16 protein-coding genes are annotated in these 19,178 nt (G+C 71.8%); 13 read left to right on the top strand and 3 right to left on the bottom strand.

Annotated features, from left to right (window positions below; genetic code table 11):
- Window positions 1–69 precede the first annotated feature (69 nt).
- The 5 genes from ACIPK4_RS00200 (at window position 70) to ACIPK4_RS00180 (ending at window position 5,539) form a co-directional block, all read left to right on the top strand.
- On the top strand, window positions 70–861 hold the full coding sequence (locus ACIPK4_RS00200) for a response regulator transcription factor (RefSeq protein WP_054222581.1): 792 nt from the start codon (window positions 70–72) through the stop codon (window positions 859–861).
- A gap of 24 nt (window positions 862–885) precedes the next feature.
- Window positions 886–1,908: a LacI family DNA-binding transcriptional regulator gene (locus tag ACIPK4_RS00195; protein WP_054222582.1), complete on the top strand. Its 1,023-nt coding sequence runs from the start codon at window positions 886–888 to the stop codon at window positions 1,906–1,908.
- Between the two features lie 239 nt (window positions 1,909–2,147).
- Window positions 2,148–3,275 (top strand): S1C family serine protease, encoded by a 1,128-nt coding sequence (locus tag ACIPK4_RS00190; RefSeq protein ID WP_402307898.1) that lies wholly within the window; start codon window positions 2,148–2,150, stop codon window positions 3,273–3,275.
- Window positions 3,276–3,326: 51 nt separating this feature from the next.
- Window positions 3,327–4,079, top strand: a complete 753-nt coding sequence (locus ACIPK4_RS00185) for a response regulator transcription factor (protein ID WP_402307896.1) — start codon at window positions 3,327–3,329, stop codon at window positions 4,077–4,079.
- Entirely contained in the window at window positions 4,076–5,539 is a 1,464-nt protein-coding gene (locus tag ACIPK4_RS00180; protein ID WP_402307894.1) for a sensor histidine kinase, read from the top strand. Before ACIPK4_RS00185 ends, ACIPK4_RS00180 begins: the two co-directional genes overlap by 4 nt.
- Here ACIPK4_RS00180 and ACIPK4_RS00175 read toward each other — a convergent pair.
- Both ACIPK4_RS00175 and ACIPK4_RS00170 read right to left on the bottom strand, forming a co-directional pair.
- Window positions 5,519–6,475, bottom strand: coding sequence for a phosphatidylinositol-specific phospholipase C (locus ACIPK4_RS00175; protein ID WP_402307892.1), 957 nt, complete (start codon window positions 6,473–6,475; stop codon window positions 5,519–5,521). The two genes, ACIPK4_RS00180 and ACIPK4_RS00175, sit on opposite strands and share 21 nt — an antisense overlap.
- 77 nt (window positions 6,476–6,552) lie before the next feature.
- Window positions 6,553–7,122 carry a TetR/AcrR family transcriptional regulator gene (locus ACIPK4_RS00170; RefSeq protein ID WP_054222586.1) on the bottom strand — a complete coding sequence of 190 codons (570 nt, stop codon included), beginning with the start codon at window positions 7,120–7,122 and terminating at the stop codon, window positions 6,553–6,555.
- A gap of 124 nt (window positions 7,123–7,246) precedes the next feature.
- Between ACIPK4_RS00170 and ACIPK4_RS00165 the strand changes: the two genes are divergently transcribed.
- Window positions 7,247–8,026, top strand: coding sequence for an alpha/beta fold hydrolase (locus ACIPK4_RS00165; RefSeq protein ID WP_402307889.1), 780 nt, complete (start codon window positions 7,247–7,249; stop codon window positions 8,024–8,026).
- A 116-nt stretch (window positions 8,027–8,142) separates the two neighbouring features.
- On the opposite strand, the gene ACIPK4_RS00160 is transcribed toward ACIPK4_RS00165, so the two are convergent.
- On the bottom strand, window positions 8,143–9,957 hold the full coding sequence (locus tag ACIPK4_RS00160; protein ID WP_402307887.1) for a bifunctional metallophosphatase/5'-nucleotidase: 1,815 nt from the start codon (window positions 9,955–9,957) through the stop codon (window positions 8,143–8,145).
- Window positions 9,958–10,102: 145 nt separating this feature from the next.
- Here ACIPK4_RS00160 and mshD point away from each other — a divergent pair, with 145 nt between their 5' ends.
- The 7 genes from mshD to pstB all read left to right on the top strand — a co-directional run bounded on the left by mshD (window position 10,103) and on the right by pstB (window position 19,156).
- Entirely contained in the window at window positions 10,103–11,035 is a 933-nt protein-coding gene (mshD, locus tag ACIPK4_RS00155) for a mycothiol synthase (RefSeq protein WP_402307884.1), read from the top strand.
- Window positions 11,036–11,419: 384 nt separating this feature from the next.
- Entirely contained in the window at window positions 11,420–13,693 is a 2,274-nt protein-coding gene (locus ACIPK4_RS00150; protein WP_402307882.1) for an RNA degradosome polyphosphate kinase, read from the top strand.
- A complete protein-coding gene (locus tag ACIPK4_RS00145) occupies window positions 13,674–14,657 on the top strand; it encodes a CHAD domain-containing protein (protein ID WP_402307879.1) in 984 nt (327 codons plus the stop codon). The genes ACIPK4_RS00150 and ACIPK4_RS00145 overlap by 20 nt, the downstream gene beginning before the upstream one ends.
- Before the next feature lie 329 nt (window positions 14,658–14,986).
- Window positions 14,987–16,123: a phosphate ABC transporter substrate-binding protein PstS gene (gene pstS, locus ACIPK4_RS00140; protein ID WP_402307877.1), complete on the top strand. Its 1,137-nt coding sequence runs from the start codon at window positions 14,987–14,989 to the stop codon at window positions 16,121–16,123.
- A 155-nt stretch (window positions 16,124–16,278) separates the two neighbouring features.
- A complete protein-coding gene (gene pstC / locus ACIPK4_RS00135; RefSeq protein WP_402307875.1) occupies window positions 16,279–17,268 on the top strand; it encodes a phosphate ABC transporter permease subunit PstC in 990 nt (329 codons plus the stop codon).
- Window positions 17,268–18,350 (top strand): phosphate ABC transporter permease PstA, encoded by a 1,083-nt coding sequence (gene pstA, locus ACIPK4_RS00130; protein ID WP_402307873.1) that lies wholly within the window; start codon window positions 17,268–17,270, stop codon window positions 18,348–18,350. The genes pstC and pstA overlap by 1 nt, the downstream gene beginning before the upstream one ends.
- Before the next feature lie 29 nt (window positions 18,351–18,379).
- A complete protein-coding gene (gene pstB, locus ACIPK4_RS00125; protein WP_385190966.1) occupies window positions 18,380–19,156 on the top strand; it encodes a phosphate ABC transporter ATP-binding protein PstB in 777 nt (258 codons plus the stop codon).
- Window positions 19,157–19,178 lie beyond the last annotated feature (22 nt).

The following is a 19,178-nucleotide window of genomic DNA, read 5'->3' as shown; positions in this document are numbered from 1 at the left end:
CCGAGGAGGAACCGACGTGATGGACCAGCGAACCGTGCAAGACCGCTCGACCTGGGCAGGTGGACGGGCATGAGCTCCCTCCTGCTGCTGACCAATGCCCTGCAGCCGTCCACCGAGGTGCTGCCCGCGCTCGGCCTGCTGCTGCACAACGTCCGGGTGGCACCCGCCGAGGGCCCGGCCCTCGTCGACACCCCCGGCGCCGACGTCATCCTCGTCGACGGCCGCCGCGATCTGCCGCAGGTGCGGTCGCTCTGCCAGCTGCTCCGCTCCACCGGCCCCGGCTGTCCGCTGATCCTCGTCGTCACGGAGGGCGGCCTCGCGGCCGTCACCGCCGACTGGGGCATCGACGACGTCCTCCTCGACACCGCGGGCCCGGCCGAGGTCGAGGCACGGCTGCGGCTGGCCACCGGCCGCCAGCAGCTGGGCTCCGACGACTCCCCCATGGAGATCCGCAACGGCGACCTGTCGGTCGACGAGGCGACGTACTCGGCGAAGCTGAAGGGCCGGGTCCTCGACCTCACCTTCAAGGAGTTCGAACTGCTGAAGTACCTCGCCCAGCACCCGGGCCGGGTGTTCACCCGCGCCCAGCTGCTCCAGGAGGTCTGGGGGTACGACTACTTCGGCGGCACCCGGACGGTCGACGTCCACGTACGGCGGCTGCGCGCGAAGCTCGGCCCCGAGCACGAGTCGCTGATCGGCACGGTCCGCAACGTCGGCTACCGCTTCGTCACCCCGGAGAAGGTCGAGCGGGCGGCTGCGGAGGCTGCGGCCCAGGCCGCTGCCAAGGCGTCGGCGGACGTCCCCCGTATGGAGGAACCTCCTGTGATCGTCCAGTCGGCAGGACGGCCTGCCCAGAGGTAGGTCACCCCGCGTAGACTCCCGAGCGTGGCCAAGGTGACGCGGGACGACGTGGCGCGACTTGCGGGAACTTCTACCGCCGTCGTGAGCTACGTCATCAACAACGGACCCCGGCCGGTCGCCCCGGCCACGCGCGAGCGTGTACTCGCCGCGATCAAGGAGCTGGGCTACCGCCCGGACCGGGTCGCCCAGGCGATGGCGTCGCGGCGCACCGACCTCATAGGCATGATCGTCCCGGATGCCCGGCAGCCGTTCTTCGCCGAGATGGCGCACGCCGTCGAACAGGCGGCCGCCGAGCGCGGAAAGATGGTCCTCGTCGGGAACTCCGACTACCGGGACGAGCGCGAGGTGCACTACCTGCGGGCCTTCCTCGGGATGCGGGTCTCGGGCCTGATCCTGGTCAGCCAGGGCATGAGCGAGCGGGCCGCCTCGGAGATCGAGGCCTGGGACGCGCGGGTGGTGCTGCTGCACGAGCGGCCCGAGGCGATCGACGACGTCGCGGTCGTCACCGACGACATCGGCGGCGCGCAGCTCGCCACCCGCCACCTGCTGGAGCACGGACACGAGTACGTCGCCTGCATCGGCGGGGTGGAGAACACCCCGTCGGTCGGCGACCCGGTCGCCGACCACGTCGAGGGCTGGCGCCGGGCCATGCAGGAGTCGGGCCGCTCGACGGAAGGCCGCCTCTTCGAGGCCCCGTACAACCGCTACGACGCGTACCGGGTGGCGCTGGAGGTCCTCTCCGGCCCGGACCGGCCGCCGGCCATCTTCTGCGCCACCGACGACCAGGCGATCGGCGTCCTGCGCGCGGCGCGGGAGCTGCGCATCGACGTGCCCGGGGAGCTGGCGGTGGCCGGCTTCGACGACGTCAAGGAGGCGGCCCTGACGGACCCGCCGCTGACGACGATCGCCTCGGACCGCCCGGCGATGGCGCGGGCCGCGGTGGACCTCGTCCTGGACGACGGCCTGCGCGTGGCGGGCTCCCGCCGCGAACGCCTGAAGCAGTTCCCCTCGGCCCTGGTGATCCGCCGCTCCTGCGGCTGCCACTGACCCTCCCCCTCGCCCCTCGCGCCCCCGCAGCGCCAGGGGCGCCACCTCCACGCGCCCCTCGCACCCCACAGCGCCGGGGGCGGGGGCGGCAGCCCCGGTCGTCGGGCGGGGTGCACGGGGGTGGGAGCTTGGGGAGCTGCCCGCGGGAGGGGCGGGTTCATAGCGGGCATACGACGTTCTGTCGGGCTTCTCAGCGGGGACTCAGGAAGCTCTCATGATCCGCGGACACAGTCATAGGCATGACCGAGAACTTCCGCCGCGAAGGCGAGTACCCGCAGGAGAACGGCCCGGCCCAGAGCGCGCCCCTCGGCGGGGCCTACCCGCCGCCGCCCGCCTACCCGCCCCCGGCGGGCCCGGCGGCCCCGGCAGCGGCGCCCGGATGGTTCGAAGCACACCAGCCCCCTCCGGCCCCGGCCGGCCCCGCCCACGCGGTCCGCGCCAAGCGGCCCGTCGCGCTGCTCGCCGCCGTGGCGCTGGCCGCCGCCGTCGTCGGGGGCGGCACCGCCGTCGGGGTGGAGCAGCTGCTCGCCTCCCAGGGCCACGGCGGCGGCGGCATCAGCGGCACCAACGTCTCGCAGTCCAGCACCGGCACCGTCGCCGGCGTGGCGGAGCAGGTCAGCCCCTCCGTCGTCCGGATCGACACCCGCACCGGCTCCGGCCAGGGCACCGGCTCCGGGATCGTGGTCACCGCCGACGGCGAGATCGTCACCAACAACCACGTGGTCGACGGCGCCACCGCGATCCAGGTGACGATGAGCGACGGCAAGAAGTACACGGCGAAGACCGTCGGCACCGACCCCGACAAGGACCTCGCCCTGATCAAACTCCATGGCGCGGGAGGCCTCAAGGCGGCCAGGCTCGGTGACTCCGACGGCCTGAGGGTCGGCGACCAGGTCGTGGCCATCGGTTCGCCCGACCGCCTCACCGGCACGGTCACCAGCGGCATCGTCTCGGCGCTGAACCGCGACGTGAACGTGCCCAAGTCCGAGCAGCAGGCGCCGCAGCGCCAGCGCGGCAACGGCGGCTGGCCGTTCTCGTACGACGGTCAGCAGTTCAACGGGAACACCGGCTCGAACACCACCTCGTACAAGGCCATCCAGACGGACGCCTCCCTCAACCCGGGCAACTCCGGCGGCGCCCTCGTCAACATGAACGGCGAGATCGTGGGCATGCCCTCCGCGATCTACTCCCCCGCCAGCGACAGCTCCGGCGCCGGCAGCGTCGGCCTCGGCTTCGCCATCCCGGTGAACACGGTCAAGTCCGATCTGGCCTCCCTCCGCAAGGGCGGCTCCGGCGGCGCCGGCGCCACCAAGGGCGACGGCGGCGACAACGGCGGCGCCGCCTACGGCTTCGGGACCTCCTTCTAGACGGGCCGTGCGAGCCTGGTACGACCGACCACGACCCCTGGGGGACCGCAGATGAATCCGGCCGAAGGCGACCCGCACCGCATCCTCGTCGTCGATGACGAGCCGGCCGTGCGGGAGGCCCTGCGCCGCAGCCTCGCCTTCGAGGGATACGCCGTGGAGACCGCCGTCGACGGTCTCGACGCCCTCGACAAGGCGGCCGCGTACGACCCCGGCCTGATCGTCCTGGACATCCAGATGCCCCGGATGGACGGCCTGACGGCGGCCCGCCGGCTGCGCGCCTCCGGCAGCACCACCCCGATCCTGATGCTCACCGCCCGCGACACCGTCGGCGACCGCGTCACCGGCCTCGACGCGGGCGCCGACGACTACCTCGTCAAGCCGTTCGAGCTCGACGAGCTGTTCGCCCGCGTCCGCGCCCTGCTGCGCCGCAGTGCGTACGCCGCCCCGCGGCCCGGCGGCGGGGAGGCGCCGGACACGGAGACCCTGGCCTTCGCCGACCTGCGCATGGACCTCGCGACGCGCGAGGTCACCCGGTCCGGGCGGCCGGTGGAACTGACCCGCACCGAGTTCACCCTGCTGGAGATGTTCCTGGCGCACCCGCGCCAGGTGCTGACCCGCGAGCAGATCCTCAAGACCGTCTGGGGCTTCGACTTCGAGCCGAGTTCCAACTCCCTGGACGTGTACGTCATGTACCTGCGCCGCAAGACGGAGGCCGGGGGCGAGCCCCGCCTGGTGCACACCGTGCGCGGGGTGGGGTACGTACTGCGCGTGGCGGGGGCCGGCGATTCCGGGGGGCCCGAGTGAGCCCGGTCGCCAGGTTCCGCGCCCTGCCGCTGCGCTCGCGGCTCGCGCTGCTGGTCACGGTGGCGGTGGCGGTGGCCGTCGCCGCCGTCGCCGCCGTGTCGTGGGTGATGGTCCGCACGCAGCTGAGCGAGCAGCTGGACCGCTCCCTGATGGCGACCAACCCGGACGCCCAGGTGGTGCGGGTGCTCCGGGAGGGCTGTGTCACCGCGCCCGCCCGGCCGACGCAGGAGATCGCCGGGAACCTGAACGCGACCGTCCAGATCGTCACCGCGGACGGCGGCCACTGCTGGGTGGGCGGGATGACCACCCTGCCCGTCACCCCGATCGACCGGCAGGTCGCCGCGGGCAAGCGGCTGCCCACCCTGCACGACGTGACGACCACCGACGGCACCACGATGCGGGTCTACACCCTGGCCGCGCAGACGAACGGGCAGCTGTTCGCGATCTCCATCGCCAAGCCGCTGGCCGACGTGGACAAGCCGCTGTCCACCCTGGCCTGGGTCCTGCTCCTGGTGAGCGGCATCGGTGCGGTCGGCGCGGGTGCGGCCGGACTGTGGGTGGCCCGGACGGGGCTGCGCCCGGTCGACGAACTCACCGACGCCGTGGAGCACATCGCCCGTACCGAGGACCTCACCGTCCGGATCCCGGTGGAGGGCGAGGACGAGATCGCCCGCCTGTCCCGGTCCTTCAACGCGATGACGGCCGCGCTGGCGTCCTCCCAGGAGCGCCAGGCCCAGCTGATCGCCGACGCCGGTCACGAGCTGCGCACCCCGCTGACCTCACTGCGGACCAACATCGAGCTGCTGGCGCGCAGCGAGTCCACCGGACGGGCCATCCCGCCCGAGGACCGCAGGGAGCTGCTGGCCTCGGTCAAGGCGCAGATGACGGAGCTGGCCTCGCTCATCGGGGACCTCCAGGAGCTGTCCCGGCCGGACGCGGCACCGCCCGCCCGGCTGGAGGTGGTGGCCCTGCACGAGATCGCGCAGAGCGCGCTGTCCCGCGCCCGGCTGCGCGGCCCGGAGCTGGCCTTCGCCTCCGACCTGCAGCCCTGGTACGTGCGGGGCGAGGCGGCGGCGCTGGAGCGGGCGGTGGTCAACGTCCTCGACAACGCGGTGAAGTTCAGCCCGCCGGGCGGCGCGGTGGAGGTGTCGCTGCGGGCGGGCGAGCTGACCGTACGCGATCACGGTCCCGGTGTTCCGGCCGAGGACCTCCCGCACGTGTTCGAGCGGTTCTGGCGGTCGCCGTCGGCGCGGGCCCTGCCGGGCAGCGGGCTCGGCCTGTCGATCGTGGCCCGTACGGCGCAGCGCGCGGGCGGCACGGCCGCGTTGCGCGCCCCGCTGGACGGCGGTCCGGGTACGGAGGCGGTGCTGCGCATTCCGGGCGCTCCGACGCCGCCGCCTGCGGGCCGGCCGGAGTCCCCGGCCGGCCCGCAGGGGCCGTCAGTTGTGCCGGATGAGTGATTCGACCAGTCCGGAGCGGGTGTTGGGGAAGTCCATGGGGACGATCCCGAGCCCGGTCCGGCCGGCCAGCTCTCCGCCGTCGACGAAGGCGTGGACCTGCGGGTTCAGCCGGTCGGAGTTCCAGCGCGGCGGCATGTAGGCGGCGGTGCTGACGTAGTTCACGAAGAGCTTGCCGGGCTGCTGGACGGCCTTGCGGAACTGGTCCTCGATCCGGCCGCGCTTGGCGAAGGGCTCGGTGTTGTAGTCGTCCTGGATGTCGAAGAGGTTGCCGTCGCCGTAGCGCAGTCCGGGCAGGCCGCCGTTGTCGGCGAGGAGGACGACCTTGCCGCGGGCCTGGCCCAGGGTGGGCAGGGTGTCGGCGATCCGGAAGAGCGGGCGCCAGCCGCGGTGGTCGAGGTAGTCGTCGAAGATCGCGCGGAAGGTGGCGTCGCTGTCGCCGGAGTACTCCTGTTTGACGCGCATCAGCACGGTCTCGGAGGGGTGCGCGGCGAGGAAGTTCCAGCAGGCGACGAGGACGTCACCGAACATCAGGTCCTGGAAGAAGGCCGCGTGGTGGATGGCGAAGGAGCCGCCCGTGACCCGGCAGCGGACGTCGAGGAAGCGGATGCCGGAGTCGAGCTGCTGGGCGATCGAGGTGTTCTGGCAGGCGACGTAGAGGCCGCCCTTGGTGGCGCCGGAGTCGTGCGTTCCGGGGATGGTCATGCGCTGCAGGGCCGTGGAGTCGCCGAGTCCGGCCATCCAGTCCTGTGTGCCGAGGGTGCGGGCGGAGGCCGGTCCCGCGCCGGCTCCGAGGGCCAGGGCGGCGCCCGCCGCCAGCGCGCCGCCGAGGAACCGCCGCCGGTCCAGGCGCAGCGCCGGGCGGGCGCCCCCGCCCGGGCCCGCGGCGGTGTGCGCCGCCTCGTCCGTGTCCCTGTCCACGCCTGTGTCCACGCCCATGCCCGCCCCTTTGCCGACCCGGTGATGGGACGGGATTATGGCGTGCGGAACCCGCCTTTGCTACCCGTCGGTAGTGCTCAGCTTTCGAGCAACTCGACCATGGCGCGCAGCCCTTGGACGAGTTCGCGTCCCGTCGGCGCCCGTTCCGGGTCGGTCAGCGCCTGCACCATCACCCCGCTCAGCAGCGCGATGTGCACCGACCCGAGGGCCCGTACGTCCTCCTCGGCGACCGCGTCCTCGGGGACCCCGCGCAGCTGGGCGGCCACCATGCGCCGGGACCGGCGCTGGCCCTCGGCGAGGGTCGCGAGCAGCTCGGGCGAGGACTGGGCGTGGACGAAGGCCTCGACGGAGGCGATCCAGAGCCAGCGCATGTCGCCGAAGTCCCGGATCTTGCGGTCCCAGGTGTCGGCGTAGCGCTCCTCGTGGGTGTCGCCCTGACCGGCGAGGCGGCCGGAGCCAGCGGCCCACTCGTCCATGGCGGCGAAGAGGGCGAGGTTGAGCAGGGCCTCGCGTGAGCCGAAGTGGTAGCCGATCGCGGCCATGCTCACGTTCGACGCCGAGGCGATGTCGCGCACGGTCGTGCGCAGGTACCCCTTCTCCTCCAGGCAGCGGCGCGCTCCGGCCAGCAGGTCCTCGCGATTTCCCATGCCGGGATCGTATCCGCGCCCCTTTTTGGGCAACTGCCCAATACGAATGTATTGCGCGGTTGCCCAAATCCTGACAGGCTCGATACGGCACGTCACCGCAGGACACACAGGGGAGAGCTGAACCATGCGCCACACGCTGACGATCGACGGCCGCGCGCTGTCGTACCTGGACTTCGGCGGCCCGGGCCGTCCGCTGCTCGCCCTGCACGGGGGGATGTCCGAAGCCATGGCCTTCGCGGGCCTCGCCGACGTCCTCGGCGACGCGTGGCGGGTCATCGCCCCCGACCAGCGCGGCCACGGCGACTCCGACCGGGCCGCCGACTACAGCCGCGCGGGATACGTCAGCGACGCCGTCGCCCTGCTCGACCACCTCGGCCTCGACGCCCCCGTCGCGCTCCTCGGCTACTCCCTCGGCGGGCTCAACGCCGTCCACCTGGCCGCCGCGCACCCCCACCGCATCTCGGCGCTCATCGACGCGGACGCCGCCGTGGAGATCAACCCCGGGGCCGGCGACTGGATGGGCTTCCTGCGGGCCATGCGGTACACCGCACCCACCCGCGGGGAACTCCTCGCCGCGGCCGGGCCGGTGGGCGCACAGTTCGTCGAACAGGCGCTGCGGCCCCTGCCCGACGGGGGCTGGCGGCTGCCGTTCCACCCGCAGGACATGCTCGACTCCGTCGAGGCCTGCCGCGGCGACCACTGGGACGCCTGGCTGGCGAGCGACTGCCCCGCGCTGCTGATCCACGGCACCCGCAGCGCGTCGCTCCCGCAGGGCCAGGCCGACGCGATGGTCACCCGGCGGCCGGGGACCTCGTACACGCCCCTGGACGGGGACCACTTCGTACCGTTCACGGATCCGGAGGGGTTCCACAAGGCCGTCGGCGCGTTCCTGGCCGGCCTCTGAGCAGCCGGGGCGGCCCGGGAAACGCCGGAGGGGCGGCGGGCCGGACGGCCCACCGCCCCTCCGGGCGTGCTCGACGCAGGTGTTGCGGGTACTACGGGTGCTACAGGTACTGCGGGTTACTTGACGACGGTGATGCGGTCCGCCGCCGGCGGGGCGATCGGGGAGGCCGCCGTCGACTTCCCCAGGTAGGCGTTGAAGGCCTCCAGGTCGGGCACGCCGACCAGCTTGTTCTTGTGGTCCTTCAGGACGGTGAAGCCGTCACCGCCACCCGCGAGGAACTCGTTCATCGCGACCCGGTAGGTCTTGGCGGGGTCGATCGCCGCGCCGTTCAGCCTCACCGAGTCCACGACGATGCGGTCCACGCCCGTCTTCGTCATGTCCAGGGTGTAGGTGAAGCCCTTCGACACCTGGAGGATCTTCGGGTTCGGACCGTTGACGGGGCCGCTGACCTGCTGCTGGAGCGCGGTGATCAGCTGCGCGCCGGTCAGGTCCACCACGTTCATCAGGTTGTTGAACGGCTGCACCGTGTAGGACTCGCCGTACGTCACGACGCCGTCGCCCTCGCCACCCGCGGCCTTGTAGGCCAGGTCGGCACGGATGCCGCCCGGGTTCATGATGGCCAGCTGCGCGCCGCCCCTGGCCGCCGGGGCCGTGGCCTCCAGCTGCGCGTCGGCGATCAGATCGCCGAGCGGCTTCTCGGGCGCCTCGGAGCCGCGGCCCGCGATGTCCGCCGAGATGTAGCCCATCGGACGGCCGGCGACCGGGGCGGCCAGCGCGTTCCAGCGGGTGATCAGCTCAGTCATGTCCGGAGCCTTGGGCACGTCCCGGGTGACGGCCTTGGTGACCGGCTTGGGCGCGGAGAGCGGGGTCCGGACGATGTCCTTGGTCTGGCGGTCGTACGTCAGCGTGGTGTCCGTGAACGCGCGGCCGTAGGAGGCGGCCGAGGTCACCATGCGCGGGTTGCCCGCCGGGTCCGGGATGTTGCAGGCGTACGCCTGGTGCGTGTGGCCGGTCACCAGCGCGTCGACCTTCGGGTCGATGTTCTTCGCGATGTCCACGATGGCGCCCGAGACGCCGGCGCCGGCACCCGGGACGTTGCAGTCGTAGTTGTACGCGCCGCTGGCGGGCAGGCCGCCCTCGTGGATCAGCGCGACGATCGACTTCACGCCCTGCTTGTCCAGCTCGGCGGCGTACTTGTTGATCGTCTCGACCTCGTCGCCGAACTTGAGGCCCTTGACCCCGTCGGCGGTCACGACGTCCGGAGTGCCCTCCAGGGTGACGCCGATGAAGCCGATCTTCACGTCCCCCTTCTTCCAGATGAAGGTGGGCGACATCAGCGGACGCTTGGTCTTCTCGTCGGTGACGTTCGCGGCGAGGTACCTGAACTCGGTGCCCGTGTACTCCTTGCCGTACTCGAAGCAGCCGTCGACCGGGTGGCAGCCGCCGTACGCCATGCGGCGCAGCTCGTCCTTGCCCTCGTCGAACTCGTGGTTGCCGACGCTGGTGACGTCCAGCTTCAGCTTGTTCAGCGCCTCGACGGTGGGCTCGTCGTGGAAGAGACCGGACAGCATCGGGCTGCCGCCGATCATGTCACCGGCAGCGGCCGTGACGGAGTACTCGTGCCCCTTGCGGGCCTCGCGCAGGCTGGTCGCCAGGTACTCGACACCACCGGCGGGTATCGCCTTCGTGGTGCCGTCTGCCTGACGCTCGGTCACGGTGCCGGAGGAGCCCTGCGGCGGCTCCAGCGTGCCGTGGAAGTCGTTGAACGACAGCATCTGCACGTCGACGGTGCGGCTCTTGCCGGCACCGCCACCACTCGCGGCACCGGCCGGCAGTGCGGCGGCGACCATGGCTCCGGCGCCGGCCGTGACGGCGAGAGCGGCGAAGGTCAACCGGCGTGCTCGGCGGTGCCGTTGTGGCGTCGCTGACATGTAGTCCCCTTTTGGACAGCGGTAAAACTCGGGAGGTCGGCCGCAGCCTATGGTCAACGCGCGTAGCGCGACAGGGGGTCGCGGGTATCGGGCTGGTCACACGCAGAAGACGGATCGCCGCCGCCCGCGGTCGTAGGCTCGACACATGACTGACGACGCAGCAGCGGCCCTGGAGCCGGGACGCCAGATTCAGACCCTCGACGAACTGACGGAGGAACAGGCCGGGGCGGTGCTCGCCCTCATCGAGGACGCGGCGCGCACCGACGGCACCACCGCCGTGTCCGAGCAGGGCCGCCTCCAGCTGCGCGGCGGGCGCCGCGAGGGGATCCGGCACTTCCTGCTCACCGAGAAGGGGCGGCTCGCAGGATACGGACAACTGGAGGACACCGACCCGGTGGAGGCCCCCGCCGCCGAACTCGTCGTCCACCCGGCGCTGCGCGGCCGCGGCCACGGGCGGGCGCTGGGCTCGGCCCTGCTCGCCGCTTCGGGCAAGCGGATCCGGGTCTGGGCGCACGGCGGCAAGTCCGCGGCCCGCCACCTCGCACAGGTCCTCGGACTCACCCTGTTCCGGGAACTGCGCCAGCTGCGCCGCCCGCTCGGCCCCGACGGGCCCCCGCTGCCCGAGGTGGTCCTGCCGGCCGGGGTGACCGTACGCACCTTCGTACCCGGCCAGGACGACGCGGCCTGGCTCGCCGTGAACGCGGCCGCCTTCGCCCACCACCCCGAACAGGGCTCACTGGACCAGCGGGACCTCAGCGACCGCATCGCACAGCCCTGGTTCGACCCCAAGGGGTTCTTCCTCGCCGAGCGGGAGGGGGAGCTGGTCGGCTTCCACTGGACGAAGGTGCACGCCCAGGAGCGCCTCGGCGAGGTGTACGTGCTCGGCGTGCGGCCCGGAGCCCAGGGCGGCGGCCTCGGCAAGGCCCTCACCGCGATCGGCCTGCACCACCTGGCGGGGGCGGGCCTGCCCACGGCGATGCTCTACGTCGACGCCGACAACCCGGCGGCCCTGGCCGTCTACGAGGGCATGGGCTTCAGCACGCACGAGGTCGACCTGATGTACCGCACCGAAAGCTGACCCGCGCCCCGGGCCCGCCCCCGCCACCGGGCTCTGCCCGCGCCCGGCCCGCCCCCGGCCGCCCGGTGGGGCGGCCGGGGGCGACCCGCGCCCCGGGCCGGGGCGCCCCGCCGGGCCGGGGGCGCGCCGTCGGGCCGCCCGGCCGGGCCCAGCGCCCGGCCGGGCCCCGGGGGACGCGCCGGGGCGTTCCGGGCGCGGGCGAGAGGTACTCGTGCACCACGCGGAGCCTGGAAGCCATACGGCATTCACCGGCTCTTAAGACGCGCTTGCGACTCTCCCGGCATGCAGCCCGCTCATCGTCCGACGGCCAGGGGTCACCTCCCAGCGGTAATCGGGAAAGCCTCCGACGCGCCTGTCCTGCCGCCTGCGCGGAACAATGGAGTCATGAGCCACCAGCCCAGCGCAGGCCCCACCGAGGTCCCCGCCCAGCACCCGTCTCACCCCTCCGCCGTCGCCTCCTCCGGCGCGGCGGCGAAACCCGCGCGGATCGGCTCCATAGCCGCGCACCGTACGCATTCCGGCCTCGAACCCGGCCTCGCGCCCGATCTCGACGCCGACCTGGACGCCTACGACGACAAGGACGGCGGCGAGCTCCCCCCGGGGCGCTTCCTCGACCGTGAGCGCAGCTGGCTGGCCTTCAACGAGCGGGTGCTGGAACTCGCCGAGGACCCCGCCACCCCCCTGCTGGAGCGGGCCAACTTCCTGGCGATCTTCGCGAGCAACCTCGACGAGTTCTTCATGGTCCGCGTCGCCGGCCTCAAGCGCCGCATCGCGACCGGTGTCGCCACCCGTTCGGCCTCGGGGCTCCAGCCCCGCGAGGTGCTCGACCTGATCTGGACGCGCTCGCGCGAGCTCATGGCCCGGCACGCCGCCTGCTTCCAGCAGGACATCTCCCCGCAGCTCGCCGAAGAGGGCATCCACCTCATCCGCTGGCCGGACCTCACCGAGAAGGAGCAGGCCCGCCTCTTCACGCTGTTCCGCAACCAGATCTTCCCGGTGCTCACGCCGCTGGCCGTGGACCCCGCGCACCCCTTCCCGTACATCTCGGGGCTCTCGCTCAACCTGGCCGTCGTCGTCCGCAACCCGGTCAGCGGCCACCGCCACTTCGCCCGCGTCAAGGTCCCGCCGCTGCTCTCCCGCTTCCTGGAGGCCTCCCCGCAGCGCTACGTCCCCCTCGAGGACGTCATCGCCGCGCACCTGGAGGAGCTGTTCCCCGGCATGGAGGTGCTCGCGCACCACATGTTCCGGGTGACCCGCAACGAGGACCTGGAGGTCGAGGAGGACGACGCCGAGAACCTCCTGCAGGCCCTGGAGAAGGAGCTCATGCGGCGCCGCTTCGGCCCGCCGGTGCGCCTGGAGGTCGAGGAGTCCATCGACCCCGGCGTCCTGGACCTCCTCGTGCAGGAGCTGAACGTCTCCGCCGCCGAGGTCTACCCGCTGCCCGGCCCGCTGGACCTGACCGGCCTCTTCGGCATCGCCTCCCTGGACCGGCCCGAGCTGAAGTACCCCAAGTTCGTCGCCGGCACCCACCGCGACCTCGCCGAGGTCGAGTCCGCCTCGGCGCCCGACATCTTCGCCGCGCTGCGCGAACGGGACGTGCTGCTGCACCACCCGTACGACTCCTTCTCCACCTCCGTGCAGGCCTTCCTGGAACAGGCCGCCGCCGACCCGGACGTCCTCGCGATCAAGCAGACGCTGTACCGGACCTCCGGCGACTCCCCGATCGTCGACGCCCTGATCGACGCCGCCGAATCCGGCAAGCAGGTCCTCGTACTCGTCGAGATCAAGGCCCGGTTCGACGAGCAGGCCAACATCAAATGGGCCCGCAAGCTGGAGGAGTCCGGCTGCCACGTCGTCTACGGCCTGGTGGGCCTCAAGACCCACTGCAAGCTCTCCCTCGTCGTCCGCCAGGAGGGCGACACGCTGCGCCGCTACTCCCACGTCGGCACCGGCAACTACCACCCCAAGACCGCCCGCCTGTACGAGGACCTCGGCCTGCTCACCGCCGACCCGCAGGTCGGCGCGGACCTCTCCGACCTGTTCAACCGGCTGTCCGGCTACTCGCGCCGCGAGACCTACCGCCGGCTGCTCGTGGCCCCGCGCTCGCTGCGCGACGGCCTGATCGCCCGGATCGACAAGGAGGCCGCCCACCACAGGGCCGGCCGCCCCGCGTACGTGCGCCTCAAGATGAACTCGATAGTCGACGAGGCCCTGATCGACTCGCTCTACCGGGCCTCCCGGGCGGGAGTGCCCGTCGACATCTGGGTCCGCGGCATCTGCGCCGTGCGCCCCGGGGTCCCCGGACTCTCGGACAACATCCGGGTCCGCTCCATCCTCGGCCGCTTCCTGGAACACTCCCGGGTCTTCGCCTTCGGCAACGGCGGCGAACCCGAGGTGTGGATCGGCAGCGCCGACATGATGCACCGCAACCTCGACCGCCGCATCGAGGCACTGGTCAGGGTCGCCGACCCGGCCCACCGCGCGGCACTGGACCGGCTGCTGGAGACCGGGATGTCCGACTCCACCTCCTCCTGGCACCTGGGCCCGGACGGCGAATGGACCCGGCACAGCACGGACCACGAAGGCCAGCCGCTGCGGCACGTTCAGGAGATGCTCATAGACGCCCGGAGGCGCCGGCGTGGCTCAGCCAAACCATGACCTGACAGCACGGGCCGCGGGCTGCGCGGGTGACGTGCTCGGCGCGTACCTGCGGGCCCAGGCCACCGCCTTCCTGCGCGCGCTCCGCCTCCACGAGGAGTGGGGGTCCCCCCGGACGGAGTCCGGGGCAGGGGCCGGCGCCGCGGAGGGCAGCGAGGCGGCGCGCAGCCTGCGGGGGGCTGCGCGCCGGATCAGCGGGTCCCTGTCCACCTTCCGGGTGGTGACCGAGTCCTCCTGGGCCGACGGGCTGCGCACCGAGCTGGTGTGGCTGTCCTCGACCCTGGCGGACGAGCACGCGTACGCCGCCCGGCTGACCCGGCTGCTGGACGCACTGCACCGGCTCTCGGGCTCGCCGGAGGTGCCCGCACCCCGGGGCGCAGCGGGCGCACTGACGGTGGGCTCGGCGCGGGCCGGCGCCCTCCTGGAACGGCAGCTCACGCTGGCCCGGACCCGCGCCCACTCGGCGACCCTCCAGGCGCTGGGCTCGTCCCGGTTCCACGCGGTCGCGGACGCGGTGGCCGTGCTGGCCTCCGAGGTGCCGCTGGACCCGGTCGCGGCCCGCGGGCGGGTCGAAGACGTCCTGGTCCCGCTCGCCGAGGTGGCCCGCACCCGGCTGGCGGCGGCCGTCTCGGCGCTGCCGCCGGCCGCGGAGGCGCACCCGTACAACCCCGATCACGACGGCTCCTGGCACGAGGTGCGCAGGCTGCTGCGGGTCCACCGCTACGCCCGGGAGGCCCTGGGCGAGGACGTGGCCCGGCTGGTGGTGGCCGGCGAGGCCCTGGACCGGCACCGCGACGCCGCCGAGGCCGCTGCCGCTTCGGCGACGGCCGCCCGCACCCCGCGGATCGCCCCGGCGACGGCGTACGCCCTGGGGGTCCTGCACGCCGACCAGCGGCACGAGGTGGAGGCGGCCCGCTTCACGTTCCGGGACGTGTGGCACCCGGCCCCGGCCACCGCACCCTGACCGATCGTTTTCGGCCACGCTCCGGGTCGGCGCCCCGTGCAGGCGCCGGCCCGGTACCGGACCCGAGAGAGTCACATAACGGTAACGAGGGGACAACGGCGCATGACACTACGGAGCAAACCCGGCGATCCACACCGGGCCGTCCGCCACGGTTCACCGTCCGTTCACTTGTCCCGGTCGGCCGCTTCACCTGTTCTGCCTAATTTCGGTGGTGCACGGAGCGCGTCCCCGGCCCGGTCGGGCGGCACACCGTGTACCTGACGTAGTCCTCTTCGCACGCCGCCCCGATACAGAAAGCGGCCGGCGGCTTCTGGAAGGAACACCCGAAAGTGAAGCTTCAGCGCAAGAACATGCTTCGTGCCTCCGCCCTCGGCGCGCTTGTCGTGTCGGGCGCCCTGGTCCTCACGGCGTGCGGCTCGGACAACAACACGAAGGATGGCGGCTCCGCCAGCGGCAAGCCGTCGGCGGCCGCGGGCGACATCAAGTGCGACGGCGCGAAGGGCAAGCTGCTCGCCTCGGGCTCCTCCGCCCAGAAGAACGCCGTGGACCTGTGGGTCAAGAACTACATGGCCGCCTGCCCCGGCGTCGAGGTGAACTACAAGTCCTCCTCCTCCGGTGAGGGCATCGTCGCCTTCAACCAGGGCACCGTCGGTTTCGCCGGCTCGGACTCGGCGCTGAAGCCCGATGCCGTCGAGGAGTCGAAGAAGGTCTGCACCGGCGGCCAGGGCATCAACCTGCCCATGGTCGGCGGCCCGATCGCCATCGGCTTCAACGTCGCCGGCGTGGACAAGCTGACGCTGGACGCCCCCACCCTCGCCAACATCTTCAACGACAAGATCAAGAAGTGGGACGACGAGGCGATCAAGAAGCTGAACCCCGGCGTCACGCTTCCCTCCACCCCCATCCAGGCCTTCCACCGCTCCGAGGACTCGGGCACCACCGAGAACCTGGGCAAGTACCTCAAGGCCGCCGCTCCCGAGGCCTGGACGTACGAGCCCGCGAAGAAGTGGCCGGCCCCGGGCGGCCAGGCCGCCAGCGGCTCCGCCGGTGTCGCCTCGCAGGTCAAGACCGTTGACGGCGCGATCGGCTACTTCGAGCTCTCCTACGCCAGCGCGCAGAGCATCAAGACGGTCGACGTGAACACGGGCGCCGCCGCCCCGGTCAAGGCCTCCGCCGACTCGGCCTCCAAGGCCATCGCCGCCGCCAAGATCGCCGGCACCGGCTCCGACCTGGCGCTCAAGCTCGACTACACCACCAAGGCCGAGGGTGCCTACCCGATCGTCCTGGTGACCTACGAGATCGTCTGCGACAAGGGCAACAAGGCCGAGACGCTGCCGACCGTCAAGTCCTTCCTGAACTACACCGCCTCGGACGCGGGCCAGAAGGTCCTCTCCGACAACGGGTACGCCCCGATCCCGGCCGAGATCAACACCAAGGTCCGCGAAGTCATCAACTCGCTGTCCTGACGATGAGCCTGGGGGCCGGGCCGATCCCTCCCACCAGACTCCGTCTGGCGGGACCCCCGGATCAGCCCGGCCCCCAGGACCCTTCCCCTCCCACCCGGGGGAATCCGGTGCACCGCCGCCAGGGGGCCTGACCCCCCACCCAGACCGGAAAGACCATGGCTTCCACCACACCCACCCCGATAGACACGGCTCCGCCTGTCTCCAAGAGCGCGAGGTCCACCGGCCGTGCCGGTGACAAGATCTTCGCGGGGCTCTCCAAGGGCTCCGGCATCCTGCTCCTGGTGATCATGGCGTCGATCGCCGTCTTCCTCACCTACCGCGCCTCGATCGCACTGTCGAAGAACGAGGGAAACTTCCTCACCACCTTCGACTGGAACGCGTCGGCCAACCCGCCCGTCTTCGGCATCGCCGTCCTGCTCTTCGGCACCGTCGTCAGCTCGATCATCGCGATGGCCATCGCGGTTCCGATCGCTGTCGGCATCGCCCTGTTCATCTCGCACTACGCGCCGCGCAAGCTGGCCGCACCCCTCGCGTACGTGGTCGACCTGCTGGCCGCCGTGCCGTCGATCATCTACGGCATCTGGGGCGCCCTCTTCCTCGTCCCGCAGCTCGGAGGCCTCAACCTCTGGCTCGACGAGTACCTGGGCTGGACCTACGTCTTCGACAAGACCCAGGTCGGCGTGGCCCGTTCGCTCTTCACCGTCGGCATCCTGCTCGCGATCATGATCCTGCCGATCGTGACCAGCGTCAGCCGTGAGGTCTTCCTCCAGGTCCCGCGCATGAACGAGGAGGCCGCCCTGGCCCTCGGCGCGACCCGCTGGGAGGTCATCCGCATGTCGGTGCTGCCCTTCGGCCGCTCCGGCGTCATCTCGGCCTCGATGCTCGGCCTCGGCCGCGCCCTCGGCGAGACCATGGCCGTCGCGACCGTCCTCTCCCCGAGCTTCCTGATCAACGGCCACATCCTGGACCCGGGCGGCGGCACGTTCGCGCAGAACATCGCCGCGAAGTTCGACGAGGCCAACGAGTTCGGCCGCGACGCGCTGATCGCCTCCGGTCTGGTCCTCTTCCTGCTCACCCTGCTGGTCAACGGTGCAGCCCGCCTGATCATCGCTCGCCGCAAGGACTTCTCGGGGGCGAACGCCTGATGAGCCACGCACTCCAGGACCAGCGGCCCGCCCAGGCCCGCAAGTCCGCCGCTCCCGCATCCCTCACCCGGGGCGGCCTGCCCCGCTGGGCCCCGGCCGGCATCGCGGTCCTCTCGATCGCCCTCGGCTGCGGCATCGGCGTCGTCGCCGGCCTCCACAGCAAGATCCAGTGGGGTCTGATCGCCTCGATCCTGTTCATCGCGATCACCTACACCGCCAGCGCGGTCGTCGAGAACCGCCGCCAGGCCAAGGACCGGGTCGCGACCTCCCTCGTGTGGGTCAGCTTCGTCCTCGCGGTCATCCCGCTGCTCTCGCTGATCTGGACCACGATCAGCCGTGGCATGAAGGCCCTCGACGGGGACTTCCTCAGCCACTCCATGAACGGCGTGACCAGCTTCGAGGAGGGCGGCGGCGTCTACCACGCGCTGCTCGGCACCATCGAGCAGGTCGCCCTGGCCGCTCTGATCGCCGCGCCGATCGGCCTGCTGACCGCCGTCTACCTCGTCGAGTACGGCAAGGGCAGGCTCGCCAAGGCCGTGACCTTCTTCGTCGACGTCATGACCGGCATCCCCTCCATCGTCGCGGGCCTGTTCATCCTGACGACCTGGAACCTGATGCTCGGCTTCGGCCCGTCCGGCTTCGCCGGCTCGATGGCCCTGTCGATCCTGATGATGCCCGTCGTGGTCCGCTCCACCGAGGAGATGCTCAAGCTCGTCCCGAACGAGCTGCGCGAGGCCGCCCTCGCCCTCGGCGTGCCGAAGTGGCGCGTGATCCTCAAGGTCGTGCTCCCCACCGCCATCGGCGGCATCGCCACCGGCCTCATGCTGGCCGTCGCCCGCATCGCCGGTGAGACCGCCCCGATCATGCTGCTGGTCTTCGGTACGCAGCTGATCAATGGCAACCCCTTCGAAGGTGCCCAGTCCTCGCTCCCCCTGTACATCTGGGAGCAGTACAAGGTCGGCAGTGACGCCTCCTACGACCGGGCCTGGGCCGCAGCGCTCGTCCTGATCGCCTTCGTCATGATCCTCAATCTGGTGGCCCGCGGCATCGCCCGCTGGAAGGCCCCGAAGACCGGTCGCTGACGCGACTGTATGAAAGCGAAGTGACCCTCATGGCCAAGCGAATCGACGTCAGCGGCCTGTCCGCCTTCTACGGCACCCACAAGGCCATCGATGACATCTCGATGACCGTGGAGCCTCGCTCCGTGACCGCCTTCATCGGCCCGTCCGGCTGCGGGAAGTCGACCTTCCTGCGCACCCTGAACCGCATGCACGAGGTCACCCCCGGCGGCCGCGTCGAGGGCAAGGTGCTCCTGGACGACGAGAACCTGTACGGCGCCGGCGTGGACCCGGTCGCGGTCCGCCGCACCGTCGGCATGGTCTTCCAGCGCCCGAACCCCTTCCCCACCATGTCGATCTTCGACAACGTGGCGGCGGGCCTGCGCCTGAACGGCAAGTTCAAGAAGTCCGAGCTGACCGACATCGTGGAGCGCTCCCTCAAGGGCGCCAACCTGTGGAACGAGGTCAAGGACCGTCTGAACAAGCCGGGCTCCGGCCTCTCCGGCGGCCAGCAGCAGCGTCTGTGCATCGCCCGCGCCATCGCGGTCGAGCCGGAGGTCCTGCTGATGGACGAGCCCTGCTCGGCCCTGGACCCGATCTCCACCCTCGCGATCGAGGACCTGATCGGCGAGCTCAAGGAGCGCTTCACGATCGTCATCGTGACGCACAACATGCAGCAGGCCGCCCGCGTCTCCGACCGCACCGCGTTCTTCAACCTGGCGGCGGTCGGCCAGCCCGGCAAGCTCGTCGAGATCGACGACACCGACCGGATCTTCTCGAACCCGTCCGTCCAGGCGACCGAGGACTACATCTCGGGCCGCTTCGGCTAGGCCGAAGCCTCGGATGTGCTGA

Source organism: Streptomyces sp. NPDC086989, assembly GCF_044745505.1.
Classification (GTDB): domain Bacteria; phylum Actinomycetota; class Actinomycetes; order Streptomycetales; family Streptomycetaceae; genus Streptomyces.
Note: the sequence above shows the minus strand (reverse complement) of the source record. Positions and strands in the feature narration are given on the sequence as shown.

Bases quoted from the DNA above. Each gene is read 5' to 3' on its own strand.
- ACIPK4_RS00200 (WP_054222581.1), top strand. From the start codon at position 70: ATGAGCTCCCTCCTGCTGCTGACCAATGCCCTGCAGCCGTCCACCGAG.
- ACIPK4_RS00190 (WP_402307898.1), top strand. From the start codon at position 2,148: ATGACCGAGAACTTCCGCCGCGAAGGCGAGTACCCGCAGGAGAACGGC.
- ACIPK4_RS00185 (WP_402307896.1), top strand. From the start codon at position 3,327: ATGAATCCGGCCGAAGGCGACCCGCACCGCATCCTCGTCGTCGATGAC.
- ACIPK4_RS00175 (WP_402307892.1), bottom strand. From the start codon at position 6,475: ATGGGCGTGGACACAGGCGTGGACAGGGACACGGACGAGGCGGCGCAC.
- ACIPK4_RS00170 (WP_054222586.1), bottom strand. From the start codon at position 7,122: ATGGGAAATCGCGAGGACCTGCTGGCCGGAGCGCGCCGCTGCCTGGAG.
- ACIPK4_RS00165 (WP_402307889.1), top strand. From the start codon at position 7,247: ATGCGCCACACGCTGACGATCGACGGCCGCGCGCTGTCGTACCTGGAC.
- ACIPK4_RS00160 (WP_402307887.1), bottom strand. From the start codon at position 9,957: ATGTCAGCGACGCCACAACGGCACCGCCGAGCACGCCGGTTGACCTTC.
- mshD (WP_402307884.1), top strand. From the start codon at position 10,103: ATGACTGACGACGCAGCAGCGGCCCTGGAGCCGGGACGCCAGATTCAG.
- ACIPK4_RS00150 (WP_402307882.1), top strand. From the start codon at position 11,420: ATGAGCCACCAGCCCAGCGCAGGCCCCACCGAGGTCCCCGCCCAGCAC.
- pstC (WP_402307875.1), top strand. From the start codon at position 16,279: ATGGCTTCCACCACACCCACCCCGATAGACACGGCTCCGCCTGTCTCC.
- pstA (WP_402307873.1), top strand. From the start codon at position 17,268: ATGAGCCACGCACTCCAGGACCAGCGGCCCGCCCAGGCCCGCAAGTCC.
- pstB (WP_385190966.1), top strand. From the start codon at position 18,380: ATGGCCAAGCGAATCGACGTCAGCGGCCTGTCCGCCTTCTACGGCACC.